The sequence below is a fragment of the Spirillospora sp. NPDC048911 genome (genome assembly GCF_043198015.1).
Lineage (GTDB): Bacteria > Actinomycetota > Actinomycetes > Streptosporangiales > Streptosporangiaceae > Spirillospora.
The window spans coordinates 141,600-155,758 of the sequence record NZ_JBICUD010000003.1 but is presented as its reverse complement, the minus strand read 5'-3'; the positions used below and the strand labels follow the sequence as shown (position 1 = coordinate 155,758).

Annotated in this window: 11 protein-coding genes, 1 pseudogene and 1 CRISPR repeat array; of the genes and pseudogenes, 9 read left to right on the top strand and 3 right to left on the bottom strand. The window is 65.3% G+C overall.

Features of this window, described 5'->3' with window-relative positions:
* Positions 1-59 precede the first annotated feature (59 nt).
* Positions 60-1,574: direct repeats of the CRISPR family, unit length 37 nt; unit sequence GCAGCACCGGCCCTCCGGGACCGGTGAGGATCGCAAC.
* Between the two features lie 566 nt (positions 1,575-2,140).
* The 9 genes and pseudogenes from cas3 (at position 2,141) to ACGFNU_RS14895 (ending at position 12,313) form a co-directional block, all read left to right on the top strand.
* Positions 2,141-4,390: a CRISPR-associated helicase Cas3' gene (gene cas3 / locus ACGFNU_RS14935; protein ID WP_392593784.1), complete on the top strand. Its 2,250-nt coding sequence runs from the start codon at positions 2,141-2,143 to the stop codon at positions 4,388-4,390.
* A complete protein-coding gene (gene cas5c, locus ACGFNU_RS14930; RefSeq protein WP_392593782.1) occupies positions 4,384-5,064 on the top strand; it encodes a type I-C CRISPR-associated protein Cas5c in 681 nt (226 codons plus the stop codon). Before cas3 ends, cas5c begins: the two co-directional genes overlap by 7 nt.
* Positions 5,064-6,881, top strand: a complete 1,818-nt coding sequence (cas8c, locus tag ACGFNU_RS14925; RefSeq protein WP_392593780.1) for a type I-C CRISPR-associated protein Cas8c/Csd1 — start codon at positions 5,064-5,066, stop codon at positions 6,879-6,881. Before cas5c ends, cas8c begins: the two co-directional genes overlap by 1 nt.
* A complete protein-coding gene (cas7c, locus tag ACGFNU_RS14920) occupies positions 6,878-7,759 on the top strand; it encodes a type I-C CRISPR-associated protein Cas7/Csd2 (protein WP_392593778.1) in 882 nt (293 codons plus the stop codon). Before cas8c ends, cas7c begins: the two co-directional genes overlap by 4 nt.
* Positions 7,760-7,794: 35 nt before the next feature.
* Positions 7,795-8,406: a CRISPR-associated protein Cas4 gene (cas4, locus tag ACGFNU_RS14915; RefSeq protein ID WP_392593776.1), complete on the top strand. Its 612-nt coding sequence runs from the start codon at positions 7,795-7,797 to the stop codon at positions 8,404-8,406.
* Entirely contained in the window at positions 8,399-9,421 is a 1,023-nt protein-coding gene (gene cas1c, locus ACGFNU_RS14910) for a type I-C CRISPR-associated endonuclease Cas1c (protein ID WP_392593774.1), read from the top strand. The genes cas4 and cas1c overlap by 8 nt, the downstream gene beginning before the upstream one ends.
* On the top strand, positions 9,421-9,711 hold the full coding sequence (cas2, locus tag ACGFNU_RS14905; protein ID WP_392593772.1) for a CRISPR-associated endonuclease Cas2: 291 nt from the start codon (positions 9,421-9,423) through the stop codon (positions 9,709-9,711). The genes cas1c and cas2 overlap by 1 nt, the downstream gene beginning before the upstream one ends.
* Before the next feature lie 281 nt (positions 9,712-9,992).
* Positions 9,993-11,392: pseudogene (locus ACGFNU_RS14900) on the top strand (IS256 family transposase).
* A gap of 714 nt (positions 11,393-12,106) precedes the next feature.
* A complete protein-coding gene (locus ACGFNU_RS14895) occupies positions 12,107-12,313 on the top strand; it encodes a hypothetical protein (protein WP_392593770.1) in 207 nt (68 codons plus the stop codon).
* 346 nt (positions 12,314-12,659) lie between these two features.
* Here the strand turns inward: ACGFNU_RS14895 and ACGFNU_RS14890 are convergent, their stop codons facing one another.
* The 3 genes from ACGFNU_RS14890 to ACGFNU_RS14880 form a co-directional block, all read right to left on the bottom strand.
* The gene (locus ACGFNU_RS14890) at positions 12,660-12,983 is read right to left on the bottom strand and encodes a hypothetical protein (RefSeq protein WP_392593769.1); all 324 of its coding nucleotides are present in this window, start codon (positions 12,981-12,983) and stop codon (positions 12,660-12,662) included.
* A gap of 2 nt (positions 12,984-12,985) precedes the next feature.
* Positions 12,986-13,360 (bottom strand): hypothetical protein, encoded by a 375-nt coding sequence (locus tag ACGFNU_RS14885; RefSeq protein WP_392593767.1) that lies wholly within the window; start codon positions 13,358-13,360, stop codon positions 12,986-12,988.
* Positions 13,361-13,428: 68 nt separating this feature from the next.
* Entirely contained in the window at positions 13,429-13,776 is a 348-nt protein-coding gene (locus ACGFNU_RS14880; protein ID WP_392593765.1) for a hypothetical protein, read from the bottom strand.
* Positions 13,777-14,159 lie beyond the last annotated feature (383 nt).

Here is a 14,159-nt window from a genome sequence, read left to right as displayed (position 1 = left end):
CCGGGACCGGTGAGGATCGCAACGAGGCCGAGACGCTAGAGCTTGCTGCCGACGACCGGGCAGCACCGGCCCTCCGGGACCGGTGAGGATCGCAACGAGGCCGAGACGCTAGAGCTTGCTGCCGACGACCGGGCAGCACCGGCCCTCCGGGACCGGTGAGGATCGCAACACGTACACGGATGACGTGACGTACGGGGTGACGCTCGGGGCAGCACCGGCCCTCCGGGACCGGTGAGGATCGCAACGGCGGCGGCCCGGTCTCCGGCCCGGCCGCCACTCACGGCAGCACCGGCCCTCCGGGACCGGTGAGGATCGCAACTCTGGGTACGACTTGTACCTGGCGAACAAGTACGGCGGTCGCAGCACCGGCCCTCCGGGACCGGTGAGGATCCTCCCACTGCTCGTCTTCGGCGTCAGGCTCGGCGCCGGTGCAGCACCGGCCCTCCGGGACCGGTGAGGATCGCAACAGCGACGCGATCCGGCTGTCCACGTCCGCCTCGGTGAGCAGCACCGGCCCTCCGGGACCGGTGAGGATCGCAACAGAGCAAGAGCTGCACATGATCTGGACCGCGTTGACCGCAGCACCGGCCCTCCGGGACCGGTGAGGATCGCAACGGGCTCGAACATCGGGAGCTGGACGGCCCGGGGAAGGGCAGCACCGGCCCTCCGGGACCGGTGAGGATCGCAACCTCGACGACCTCCTTGCCGTCGCCGACCGGCACGGGGCAGCACCGGCCCTCCGGGACCGGTGAGGATCGCAACGTCTAACGGTCGTTAAACGAACACAACCTGGCCCCCCGGGCAGCACCGGCCCTCCGGGACCGGTGAGGATCGCAACCTTTGCTTGGCCGTAAGGGGTTGGGACATGCCGGGCCGGCAGCACCGGCCCTCCGGGACCGGTGAGGATCGCAACTCGACCTTGTCTTGCTGTAGGTAGGTGGTGGCCAGCAGCAGCACCGGCCCTCCGGGACCGGTGAGGATCGCAACGGCTTGTTCTCCTTGTCGTCGCTGCTCAGCACGAGCAGCACCGGCCCTCCGGAACCGGTGAGGATCGCAACAGTTGTCCAAGGTTCACATCGTGTTGAGCCATGGTCGGCAGCACCGGCCCTCCGGGACCGGTGAAGATCGCAACAACCAGGTGGAAGGAAACCTCCTCACCACCACCAGGTTGCAGCACCGGTTCTCCGGGACCGGTGAGGATCGCAACGAGCGGAACGCCGCGTTCGTCGCCGCCGCCCGCCAGGCAGCACCGGCCCTCCGGGATCGGTGAGGATCGCAACCTGGAGGATTTCTACGACCCAGAGGCGGATCCGCTGGCAGCAGCGGCCCTCCGGGACCGGTGAGGATCGCAACCCCCGCAAGGACGGACAACCCGGCCACAACACCCCCGGGCAGCACCGGCCCTCTGGGACCGGTGAGGATCGCAACTACCAGCATGTCGGGCAGCTGCCGGAGGTGCTGGACGAGCAGCACCGGCCCTCCGGGACCGGTGAGAATCGCAACATCCAGACGGCGGCCCGCAACACCGGCGCTACGCGTAGCACTGGCCCTCCGGGGCCGGTGAGGGTCGCAATGACTTCATCGCCCCGAAGGTGAAGTTCAAGGACTCCGGGCTGCATCGATCCTCCGGGCGGTGAGGATCGCAACTCAGGTTCGTCCGGGAACCAAAAGAGTCTCGGCACCAGGCAGCACCGGCCCTCCGGGACCGGTGAGGATCGCAACGGTACCGCGATCGGGCCCGCGGTCCAGATCTGTCCGTGCAGCACCGACCCTCCCGGGCCGGCGAGGATCGTAACCGCCCGAAGGTTCGCCGGGTCGGCCGCTACGTGCTGTTGGCAGCACTGGCCCCTCACGGTCGGTGAGGATCGCGACCCGACTCATGCCGGGAGGGTAACGGGCTCCCAGATGAACAGCGCCGCCGGGTTGGTGAGGATCGCGGCGGCCGCCGAGACGCATTGGCGGGGATCGCGGGATGTTGGGACTGGTTGGGGACGGTCGCCGCTATAGAGCGCGTAGCACATGATGGTGAGTGTCGCTGCCGCCTGGTCGGATCTGGCCATTGCGAGGGTTCTGCTAACTCTTAAGTTGGTTGTGGCTACTTTGGGTTTCCTCGCGATGACGGCGTGATGGGAGGCTTCCCGTGGCTGGTTCGCGGCCGGTGTGGGCCCACAGCTTGGATGACAACGGGGCTCATAGGCACCTGCTCGTTGATCATTTGCGGGGTACGGCTGGTCTGGCGCGGCGGTTTGCTGATGTTTTCGGTGGTGGTGAGATCGCGTGGTGGCTTGGGCTGCTGCACGACGTGGGTAAGGCTTCGTGTGCGTGGCAGGACCGGCTGCTTGAGGTCGAGGGCACTGATCGGCCGGTCGGCGTTCCTCACAAGCTGTTGGGTGCCAAGCTCGCTCATGAGCGGGGTTTGGGGCGCTTTGCACTAGCCATCGAAGGACATCATGGAGGGCTTTCGTCGCTGGCGGGCCTCGGCGCCAAATTGAGAGCTCCCAAGGGGCAGGAACTGGCTCAGCAGGTCGATGCGCTGGCCGTTGTCGAAGGGTTGCTGCCGGAATTGGGCGGCTCGGCGCGGGTGGTTCTTCCCGATGCGTGGCGTTTCCACCCGTTGGTGTCGGAGATGGCTGTGCGTCTGCTTTTCAGCGCGTTGTGTGATGCCGATGTCCTGGACACCTCGGCGCACTTCAAGGGTGCGGGCCAGCCGAGGGTGCGGCCCGATGTTTGTTTCATGGCCTTGCGTGATCGGTTCGAGCAGCGCCGCCGAAGCATGCTCGCAGGTAGAGACCGGTCGGCGATCGATGACCTCCGTGATGAGGTCTACGGCGACTGTCTGACGGCCGCTATGATGCCGCGTGGGGTGTTCCGGCTGGGGGCTCCGACCGGTGTCGGTAAGACGATTTCCACAGGCGGGTTCGCGTTGCATCATGCCGCCAGGCATGGCATGCGACGGGTCGTGGTTGCGGTGCCGTTCCTGACGATCACTGAGCAGAACGCAGATGTCTACCGGCAACTGGTGGGCGATGAGGTGTTGGAACACCACAGTGGGGTCGACTTCGACCGGCCCAAGCACAAGGGGACGAAGCTAGCGGCTGAGAACTGGGATGCCCCCTTTGTGGTCACCACGATGGTGCGCCTTTTCGAGTCGTTGTTCGATCGGCGGCCTGCGGCGATGCGGCGGCTGCACCGGCTGGCGGGTGCGGTCATCGTCCTTGATGAGGTGCAGGCGCTGCCACACCAGATGCTGGTGCCGATTCTGGATGCTCTGCGGACGCTGGTTGAGCATTTCGGCGCCACAGTGGTGCTGTCGTCGGCAACCCAGCCCGACTTCTGGCATCTCGGCCCGTTTCAGGATCTGCCGGCTGCGGACATCATTTCTGACCCTGTTGGGTTGATCACGCGGATGCGTCGGGTGGAGTTCGAATGGCGTACCGATCCAAGCCCCACCCTGGCCGAGTTGGCTGCAGATGCGGCAGATCAGCCGGCTGCTCTGGTCGTTGTCAACACCACGGCTGATGCCAAGGCCATCTTTGATCAATGGCGTGACATGGTCGGCGGGCAGGTCGTCTGGCACCTGTCGACGCGGATGTGCGGGACGCATCGCCGACGCGTGCTGGCGGCCGTGCGGGCTCGGCTGGACGCCGGTGAGCGTGTCCTGCTGGTCTCGACCCAGCTGATCGAGGCCGGTGTGGACGTGGATTTCCCGGTGGTCTATCGCGTGCTCGCGCCAGCAGATTCGCTGTTGCAGGCTGCGGGAAGGGCCAATCGTGAGGGCAACCTTGACCGCCTCGGCAGGTTGATCATCGTTGATCCGCCTGATGCCGGTCGCCCCCCGGCCTACAGGCGGCTACAGAACACCACACGGGTGCACTTCGGTGTGGAAAAGGCTGATCCGGACTGTCTCCAGGCACTCCGCAGCTACTACAAGGACGTGTACGACGGCCTTAATCTGCAGGATCGCGATGCCGTCGGACAGCGTATTCAAGCTGCGCGTCGCCTACATGACTTTCCTGCGGTGACGCTTGGACCGTGCGAGCCCCAAACTGAGAACCGCGATCGCCGGTTCGCCTTCCGCATGATCGATGACGATGGCGTGACGGTGGTGACGGCTGCAGGCGCGGTTGATGAAGCCGACCGCACCGAGGTCGAGGGCACCGTCGCACGAATCCGTGCCGCTCCCCGGCCAGACAGCGGAGATCTGCGACGCCTACAGCCGTACATGACGACGATTCACCGTTCGGCGCTGAAGAAACCCGGTGTACTCGCGTTGATGAGCCCGGTTCTGGGTGAGGTTGGGGAGCCCGGTTGCCTCGCCGAGTGGCTCGGCGGCTACGACGCTGATACCGGTTTGGAGCTGGATCCCAGGACCGAGGAGTTCGTGTGCTGAACAAGGAGCAAAGCAGCCTGAGATTGCCGCGGACGGCGGATGGTGCGCCACCGGTGGTGGTGCAGGTTTGGGGCGAGGCGGCGTTGTTCTCCAGACCGGAGTTGAAGGTCGAGCGGGTCACCTACCCGGTGATGACGCCAACGGCTGCACGGGGAGTGCTGGAGGCGATCTTCTGGAAGCCTCAAATGCGGTACCGGGTGATGGCGATCGAGGTGTTGAAGCCGATCCGTCAGTTCACGGTCCGCCGCAACGAAACGCATCAGGTCGTCTCGATGGCCGGTGCGTTGCGCGGGGAACGGGTGGACACGGTGGCGGCGCGTGATCAGCGCAATGCCGTTTGTCTGAGGGATGTCGCCTACCGCATTCACGCCCATGTCGAAGTCGACAAGAAGGCCGACAAGAACGCGGCCGCCTACCGTGCCCAGTTTCGCCGCAGGGTGACCCGCGGCGCCTGCTTCCAGCAGCCGTTTCTCGGCACCAAAGAGTTCAGCGCCGAGTTCAGCGACCCCGACCAGACCCCGCCCATCTCGCGCAGCGAGGACCTGGGGGTCATGTTGCACACGATCCACTTCGGCCCGCCGATCACGATGGAGTGGTTCACCGCCAGGCTCGATTCGGGTGTGCTGTACGTCCCCGAACGTGGCATCCAGGTTCCGCTGGTGGGGGACAGTTGATGTTGCTCGCCCGGCTGGTCGAGTACGCCAGCACTCGCTCTGATGAGGTGCCGCCGCCTTACTACAGGTCAGAACCGGTTCGGTGGGTCCTCACTCTCCATCCCGATGGAACGCCGGCTTCCGCCGAGTTGATCGACTACGCCGATCAGAGCGACCGCACGATCAAGAACGGGCCGAACCGGGTGATCCCCTCCATCACCAAAACCTCAGGTATCGCACCGCGGATCGGGGTCGACACACCGGAGTATCTGTTCGGATGGGTCGCTGAGGACGCCAAACCCGAGCGAGCACGCAAGGCACACCAGGCTTTCCGTGCACTCACCGAGGAGTGGGCTACGGCCGATCCCGATGGGCCCGCAGGCTCCCTGCAGGCTTTCTACACCGGTGGTCACGCTGAACGGTTCGCGCAGCCACCAAGTTGGGGTCGTGCTGACTTGATCGCCGTACGACTTGCGGGGGAGTTTCTGCACGACACCGAGTCGGCACGCCGATTCTGGGTCCAGGTTGCCTCTTCGCGCAAGGCGCTGGGAGTTCGGGGACTTTGTCTGGTGTGCGGCCAGGTTGATGACTTGCTGAAGACGATCCCGCAAAAGCTGCCGACCAGACTGGTACCGCTGGCCACGCAGACCACTTCGCTGGTCAGCGTCAACAAGGCGACGCATGGGTTCGATCTCCAGGAGCAGCTCGTTCACACGCCGATCTGCGTGTCCTGCGGTCTGGCCGCTATGGGGGCGTTGGAACGGCTCCTGGATGATCAATGGAAGAGCGCTCTGGCGGGGCAGGACACGCGGCTGGCGTGGTGGGTGACCAACGGGGGCGACCTCGACCTCGACGCGCTTGACCAGCCCACACCTGAGCGGGTCGCGCACCTAGTTGGCGATGCCGCTCGTGGCCGCCGCTCTCCGCTGATGCATGACGAAGAGCTGGCGACCTTTTGCGCGGTGGCCATCGGCGGCAATGTCTCTCGTGTAGCTGTCCGAGAGTGGATTGAACTCCCTCTCCACGGCGTCCAAGACAATCTGGCGAACTGGTTCGCAGACCACGAAATCGTTGACGCATGGACAGGCCAGGTCCAGCAGATCGGCGCGCAACGCCTGGCACGTGCGGCCGGTCGTTGGAACGGCGGCAAGGGCGGCAGCAACGGCTCATACGCCAAGTTCGGCGCGTCAGGTTCAGATCGCCCTCAAGGCATTCATCGCGCCTTGCTGGCCAGCGCCCTGCTCGGTAGACCCCTTCCGCCCAAACTGCTGGCCCACACCGTACGGCGAATACGCGCCGACGGACGTCTGGACACCGAGCGCGCCGCCCTGGTCCGGCTGGCCCTACGGCGTCGCATGACGATTCCCGACCGGGAGGTCTACTTGCCCACCCTCAATCCCGACAACCACCAACCGGCCTACCTGTCCGGGCGCATCTTCGCCGTGCTGGAAGACATCCAACTCTCCGCCGCCCGAACCGACGGCGACGAAGCACCCAACGTCACGTTCGCCGACCGCTACTTCGCCCGCGCCGTCACCAGCCCCGCCGTGGCATTAGTGGCCGGGCGGCGTGATGCCCAGGCTTGGCTCAAACGCATGAGGCGCACCCAGCCAGCCTTCGCCCACAACGCCCGGCAGCGGCTGGACGACCTCGTCGATCGGCTCGCCGAGGCCGGCGGCATACCCCATGGCGCGGTACTGGCTGACCAAGCGGCCTTCATTCTCGGGTACCACCAGCAATGGGCCGACCTGCGATCTGGACGCCGCAAACAGGCAGGCGACAAACAGACCACTACTGAAGAAACGACCGCCGCCCAAAGCCAAGGAGCCAGCACGTGACCACTCATCTCGACCCTTCGGTCCGCCACGACATCGTGGTGCTGTTCGATGTCACCGATGGCAACCCCAATGGCGATCCCGACGCGGGCAACCAACCGCGAACCGACGACGAAACCGGCCAAGGACTGGTAACCGACGTCGCCATCAAACGAAAGATCCGCGACGTCATCCCCGAAATCAAGCCCGATCATCCCGGCTATGGCATCTTCGTCGAGGCTGGCCACGCGCTCAACCCGCGGATTGAGGCGGCCCGGACGGCCACCAACAAGGGACCGGTGGCAGACCAGCAACGCTGGCTGTGCGAACGCTACTTCGACATCCGCATGTTCGGTGCCGTACTTAGCACCGGAAAGAAGGAAGAGGGCAGCAAGACCGCCGGGGCCGGACAGATCCGCGGCCCGCTCCAATTCACCTTCTCACGCAGCCTTGACCCCGTGCTGCCCAGCGACCACGCCATCACCCGCGTCACCCCCACCAGGCAAGAGGACCTCGACGGCGGCAAGCGCAGCGAGATGGGTTCCAAATGGACCCTGCCCTATGGTCTCTACCGTGGCCACGCCTACTACTCCGCCAGCCGCGCAGCCAAAACCGGCATCACAGGCGAGGACCTGCAGACCCTGTGGACCGCACTGGCCATGATGTTCGACCATGACCGATCCGCCGCACGAGGCGAAATGAAACTCTGCGGCCTGTACGTGTACAGCCACCCTAACGCATTCGGAGCCGCCCCCGCCGCCAGCCTCACCCAACGAGTCCGCGTAGCGCGCGCCGACAACGACAAGCCGCCACGCCATCACACCGACTACCAGCGCACCCTGGACAACCAGAACTTGCCCGAGGGCGTCACCTGCTGGTCCGGCGTCGACCTGTGGCCGTGAGTCCCGCCCCACCGAACGCCTCGGTCGCTCCGCCGTTGGAAAGCATCCCGTTGGCAGCACTTGAACATGTGACCTACTGCCGCCGGCAAGCCGCCATGATTCATGTGGAAGCAACCTGGGCCGACAGCGTCGATACCGTCCGAGGCGATCTCGTACACAAGGCCGTTGACCTACCCGGCACTAAACGGCGTCGTGGATTCATTTCGCTACGATCGCTTCCGGTCCGCAGCCGCCGCTACGGGCTGCACGGCATATGTGACCTCGTCGAAATCGAGCAGCACACGGCAACACCGGTGGAGTACAAGGTCGGGCCCTATCGACCAGGACCCGCCGATCTTCAGGTTGCCGGCCAGGCGGTCTGCCTTAAGGAAGCCGGCTACCAGGTACCCCTCGGGTATGTGTACTCAGCGACCGATCGCAGACGTCACCAGGTCCTGATCACCGACAGCCTCCTCGCCGCGATGGCGGCCGCCGCCGCCGACATGAGAACCCTGCTCCGCGCCGACAAACTTCCCGCAGCGCGCAACGACAAACGCTGCCGCCGATGCTCCCTGCGAGACGACTGCCTTCCCGAACTCACACACACGCAGACGCCCCGCACGGCTGACCTCTTCGTCCCCCGTCCGCTGGGAACGTGGCGTGACTGAACTCCTCAACACCTTGTACGTGCAAACTCCCGGCACCAGCCTGCGGTTGGAAGGCGACACCGTCCGGATCTACCATCCTGACCAGCCAGGTCGGAAGATCCTCCCCCTGACCCGCATCGATCACCTGGTCCTCTTTCGCGGTGTGGCAATCAGCGACGAGCTACAACTCCGCTGCGCCGCCGACCGTCGCACCATCAGCTGGCTCAGCGGGAACGGCAAGTTCTACGCGCGGCTGGCAGGCCCCACCGCAGGAAACCCCTTGCTGCGACTGGCCCAATACCGTCATCACGACGATCCAGCACAGCGGCTGGCCATCGCGCGATACATGATCGCAGGCAAGCTTCAAAACAGCAGACAAGTGCTGCTACGCGCAGCCCGCGACGCCACCGGCGCCAAACAAACGACCTTGCGGACCGCCGCCCAACAACACGCGGACTCGCTCACCGACGCAGCCCATGCCTCGAATCTGAACATCCTGATGGGCGTCGAAGGGAACGCGGCCCGCGCCTACTTCAACGCACTACCCTCGATGTGCCAAACAGCGCTGACCCCATTCGAACGCACCAGGCGTCCACCAACAGACCCCGTCAACTGTCTGCTCTCCTTTGCCTACGGAATGCTTCGTGTATCTGTTCACGGTGCGCTGGAGCAAGTGGGCCTCGACCCTTACATCGGTTATCTGCACGGAGTGCGTCCCGGCAAACCCGGCCTCGCACTCGACCTGATGGAAGAATTCAGAGCACTGCTCGCTGACCGATTCGTAATGACCCTCTTTAACCGCAAGGAGGTAAACGAAAGCGCCTTCGCTCACCTTCCCGGCGATGTCGTGGAGCTTACAAGTGATGGCCGCCGAGCCGTTCTCAGCGCTTGGCAGACCAACCGACAGCGGCTATGGCCGCACGCCCAACTTGGACGCGACGTGCCCGCTGCCCTGCTCCCTCTCGTCCAAGCACGGCTCCTCGCCCGGCACCTACGCGGCGACCTCGACGCCTACCTACCGTGGACGGTCACCTGATGGACCTGCTCGTCACCTACGACGTGGAGACCACAACAAAAGCAGGCCAGGCACGCCTGCGACGAGTGGCCAAGATTTGTGAAGCATACGGACACCGAGTACAACAGTCGGTATTTGAGGTCGTCTGCCAAGAAGCTGACAAGCTCAGGCTCGTCGCTGCTCTACACCAGGTCATCGACAGCACACTCGATAGCATCCGCATCTATCATCTGCCCGCGCGCTCTCTCGACGACGTCGAGCACCTCGGCATCGCGCGCCCCATAGACCCCCGCGGCCCAATGGTGATCTGACAGGCGACCATCAGCCAAGACCCGCGCCCGCCTGCCTCAGCCAGCAGCAACAGCCAGCTCGGCGAAGTAAAGGATCATTTCTCCGCTCAATGACTCTTGGACGTCAGGTGGAGCATCCACACAGCTTCTTAACGCGCATTCAAATGATCTAGGAACCCCAAGCATGCACGCGATACGCCAAGGGTCCCTCGGGGGGTATCACGGCAGGGGTGGAAATGATCACCGAGGGTAGATGAGATGTCACTGAGATCATCCACTGCTTCGGGGGGAGTACGGCGATCATGGCTGTGATCAAGGGAAGTGAGAGTGTCGTCCTGGCATCGGCTGAAAGGCTGGGGCTGGACCAGAAGGTGCCGGTCCGGGAGTTGCTGGGCGATGAGGTGCTAGATGTGCTGCTGGCCGGCTCGCGGGACGAGGCCGGGCAGCTGCGGTTGACCGGCGAGGGGTCGATGCTGGGTGAGCTGGTCAAGGCGGTTCTGGAACGGGCGCTGGAGGCCGAGCTGACCGGCCACCTGGGCTATGGCAAGCACGATGTGGCCGGTAACAACACCGGGAACTCGCGCAACGGCAAGGGGAAGCGCAAGACCGTGCAGACCGGTGTGGGGCCGGTGCGGATCGAGGTGCCGCGGGATCGGGCCGGGACGTTCGAGCCGGTGATCGTGCCCAAGCGGGCGGGCCGGGTCGCCGGTGGTCTGGACGACATGGTCATCAGTCTGTATGCGCACGGCATGAGCGTGCGGGATGTGCAGCATCACCTGCGGCAGATCTACGGAACTGAGCTGTCGCACGAGACCATCTCCAACATCACCGACCAGGTGATGAACGATGTCAAGGCTTGGCAGACCCGCCCGCTCGACCCGGTCTACGCCGTGGTGTTCCTGGACGCCATCGTGGTGAAGGTGCGCGATAACAATGTCGTGCAGAACAAGCCCGCCTACATCGCGGTCGGCGTTGACGCCGACGGGGAGAAGCACGTTCTGGGCATCTGGCTGGCCAAGACCCCTCTCGACACCGCCACCGCGGCTGAGGGGGCCCGCTTCTGGGGCAGCGTGATGGCCGACCTGCGCAACAGAGGTGTCACTGACATCCTGATCACCTGCACCGACGGACTGGCCGGGTTCCAGGACGCCATCCATCAAGCGTTTCCCGCCACCGTGGTCCAGTCCTGCGTCGTTCACCTGATCAGAAACGCGCTGCGGCCGGTCGCGCGCCGCGACGCCGGCGCGGTGGCCAAGGAGCTGCGCAAGGTCTACACCGCCGTGAATGCCGACGCCGCCTATGAGGCGCTGGCCGAGTTCGCCGGCACCGAACTCGGGCACAAGTACCCGCAGGCCATCAAGGTGTTCGAGGACGCGTGGGACCGCTTCACGCCGTTCTTCGCCTTCACCGGCCCGGTCCGCAAACTGCTGTATACGACCAACGGGATCGAAAGCCTCAACTACCAGCTGCGGAAGGTGACCAAGACCCCGGGCACTTCCCTGGCGACGACGCCGTGGTCAAGCTGCTGTGGCTGGCCATCATCAACATCGAGGACAAACGCGCCCGCGAACGCGCCGCCAAGAAGGACAAGGGAGACAAGAACGCCTTCATGCCCGCACGGCTCGTCGAAGGACAACGCGTCGCCGGATGGCGCGAAGCACTCAACGAACTTGCCCAGGCATACCCAGGGCGAATCAGGTAAAGCAGGCTTCGTATCTACAAGAGATGATCTTTCCACACTTCAGGTGACAGGCTCTCCCTCGGTCAAAAAGGGGCAAAGAGCTCAGCATCGGCGATGGGCACAGATCGTGCGCGGCGCCTGCTCGCATTTCCCTGCTGCGATAGCGCGCAGCACCGGCCCTCCGGGACCGGTGAGGATCGCAACAGCGGGGAGTCGAACAGCCCGAGTTCGTGCAGCACGCACGCAGCACCGGCCCTCCGGGACCGGTGAGGATCGCAACTGGCGCCCCTCAATGATGGTCGCGAGACGACCGAGAAGCAGCACCGGCCCTCCGGGACGGTGAGGATCGCAATTTCAAGCCCGCCGACCGGCACAACCGCCTCATCCTCAGCAGCACTGGCCCTCCGGGACCAGTGAGGATCGCAACGTTGCTGGTCCGAAAGCGCAGGTCGATCTGTACGTGGCAGCATCGGCCCTCCAGGATCGGTGAGCATCGCAACGCAGGGCACGGGATTATCGTCAGAGGCGTCAATGCCCGGCAACACCGGCCTTCCGGGACCGGTGAGGATCGCAACGGCGCGGGATTCTCCAGCCCCGGCTACATCGAGCTGCTCGGCAGCAGCACCGACCCCCCCGGCGGCCGGTGAGGATCGCAACGGCACTGTCCCGCACGTCATCACGCCGCGGGACGCCGCAGCACCGACCCCTGGGGCCGGTGAGGATCGCAACGTCCCCATGACCGGCGAGCAGCGCGCCGAGTGGGATGGGCAGCACCGGCCCTCCGGGACCGGTGAGGATCGCAACACCGCTGGCACGCACTACCCGAACGGATACTTCAAGAGGCAGCACTGGCCCTCCGGGGCCGGTGAGGGGCGCAATGACTTCATCGCCCCGAAGGTGAAGTTCAAGGACTCCGGGCTGCATCGATCCTCCGGGCGGTGAGGATCGCAACTCAGGTTCGTCCCGGAACCAAAAGAGTCTCGGCACCAAGCAGCACCGGCCGACGGGACCGGTGAGGATCGCAACGGTCGGCGGGTCGGTCAGGCTCGTCGCCTGCCCGCGCAGCACCGGCCCTCCGGGCCGGTGAGGATCGCGTCGGACGGCAGGGGTCTTCGCGCTGAACCGCCGCCCCGGCAGCACCGACCCCCGGGGGCCGGTGAGGATTGCAACGCCGGCCAAGCATTGCGACGTCGTTGGAAGGCCCCCCGCAGCACCGACCCCTCCGGGGCCGGTGAGGATCGCAACCTGTCTTCAGGCCGATGATGGTCGGTGGATTCGGTGCGCGTCTTTAGGCCGCCAGCGTGGTGAGTTGCTCGCTGTAGTGGGCGGCGACGGCGGGCGAGACTGACTGCGGGTCGCGGGTGAGGGCCTTGGCTTGTTCGAGTAGCAGGGGAACACGCAGTCCTGGGGCGAGGTTTTCCAGGGCGATGGTAGCTGTGTGGGCTGCTGCGTCCGCGTTCTTCTGTGCTGCCAGGTATCGTGCGCGGTCCAGCAGGATCAGTGGCCTGTCCATTGGGTCGTCGCTGGGGTAGGCGGCCAGTGCGCTGTCTTGCGCTTCCCAGGCGTCTGGAGATCCGATTCGGGTGAGGATCTGCGAGCGGTACATCAGCATTTCTATCTCTGGGAAGCCCCAGAAGCGTTTGTCAATGTGGGCGAAGCGAGCTGGTCGAAAAGCCTCTGGGCGTCGTCGAGAGTGTCGCGGGCCTGGCGTTGGTGGCCGGGGAGAACTGCGTGCGCGCAGGCAGCGAGGCCGGCGAGTTGCGCGGCAGGTACGGCGGTGGTGTCGCCGAGGTCACGGCGAGCACGCTCGGCGATCTGGACAACGCGGTTGGGGTTGGGGACGGTGGCGTAGAAGGCGCCCATGGCCTGGGCCATCGCGATCCAGTACTGCTGGGCTAGGTCGCCGCTGTGGCGGGCATATCCCGCGGCGGTGTGCAGCCATCCACGGTCGGGGCGGTCTTGGCCGAGGTCGGTGTGCAGAGCGCCCACCAGGCCGCACATCCGAGCGGCGGTGCGGTTGAGTTCGCGTTCATGAGGATAGGAGCGCGCCAGGTCGGTCAGATCGGGGCCATTCTGCGCAGCATTGTGGCGGGCGCGGTGGTCCCGTAGACGTGGTCGGCGGTGATTAGCTGCCGGAAGTCGATCTCGTCAGTGGGGAGGGCGTGCCGCAAGTCATGGTTCATGCGGGCTCGAACCTCGTCGAGGCCGCTGGGGGTCAGAGCTGCGGCGACCGGGGCCACTGCTGCGATGGACAGGAACTGGCGGCGTTCCACATCGTCCTCTTCTGGCAACACGACCGGCTGCGAGACCAGAGTAACCACCGGATCGTCATTCGAGCCCAGCCCAAGACGTTCCAATGTCGTCCTGAACCACAGGCAGAACAGCGGCCGGTGGAACGGTCCCACGCTCTCGCGCGCGTTCTACCACCGTGACATCTGCTGGCAGTTCGGGCCAGGGGCACGGACTTCCCAGGTCGGCGGCCAAGCCCTGAAGTCCGCGTGCTACCTCAGCCTGGGTGCCCCCGGCCGCCAGTCGCCACGCCATCAGCAGCGTCGGGCACTCCGCTTGCTGGTGGACAACCTGCACCAGCCGCCATGGCGACCATCCCTCGCTGGCGGCGGTACCGCGCAGGCCCGCCGCGATCTTGTTGCGCTGCCGCGATTCCAATGCAGGTGTAGACGACGTGGCCGGGCTGGTTTGGGCCGTCAGCGGTTTGTAGGTCCACGCGAGCTGTCCAACGACAGGCGCTTAGCAGGAGTTCCGCAAGTCGTGTCTACCGACGAAGCCT

Excerpts from the sequence above, each read along its gene's own strand:
- cas8c (WP_392593780.1), top strand. The coding sequence starts at position 5,064 with ATGTTGCTCGCCCGGCTGGTCGAGTACGCCAGCACTCGCTCTGATGAG.
- cas2 (WP_392593772.1), top strand. The coding sequence starts at position 9,421 with ATGGACCTGCTCGTCACCTACGACGTGGAGACCACAACAAAAGCAGGC.
- ACGFNU_RS14895 (WP_392593770.1), top strand. The coding sequence starts at position 12,107 with ATGACCGGCGAGCAGCGCGCCGAGTGGGATGGGCAGCACCGGCCCTCC.
- ACGFNU_RS14890 (WP_392593769.1), bottom strand. The coding sequence starts at position 12,983 with ATGCTGATGTACCGCTCGCAGATCCTCACCCGAATCGGATCTCCAGAC.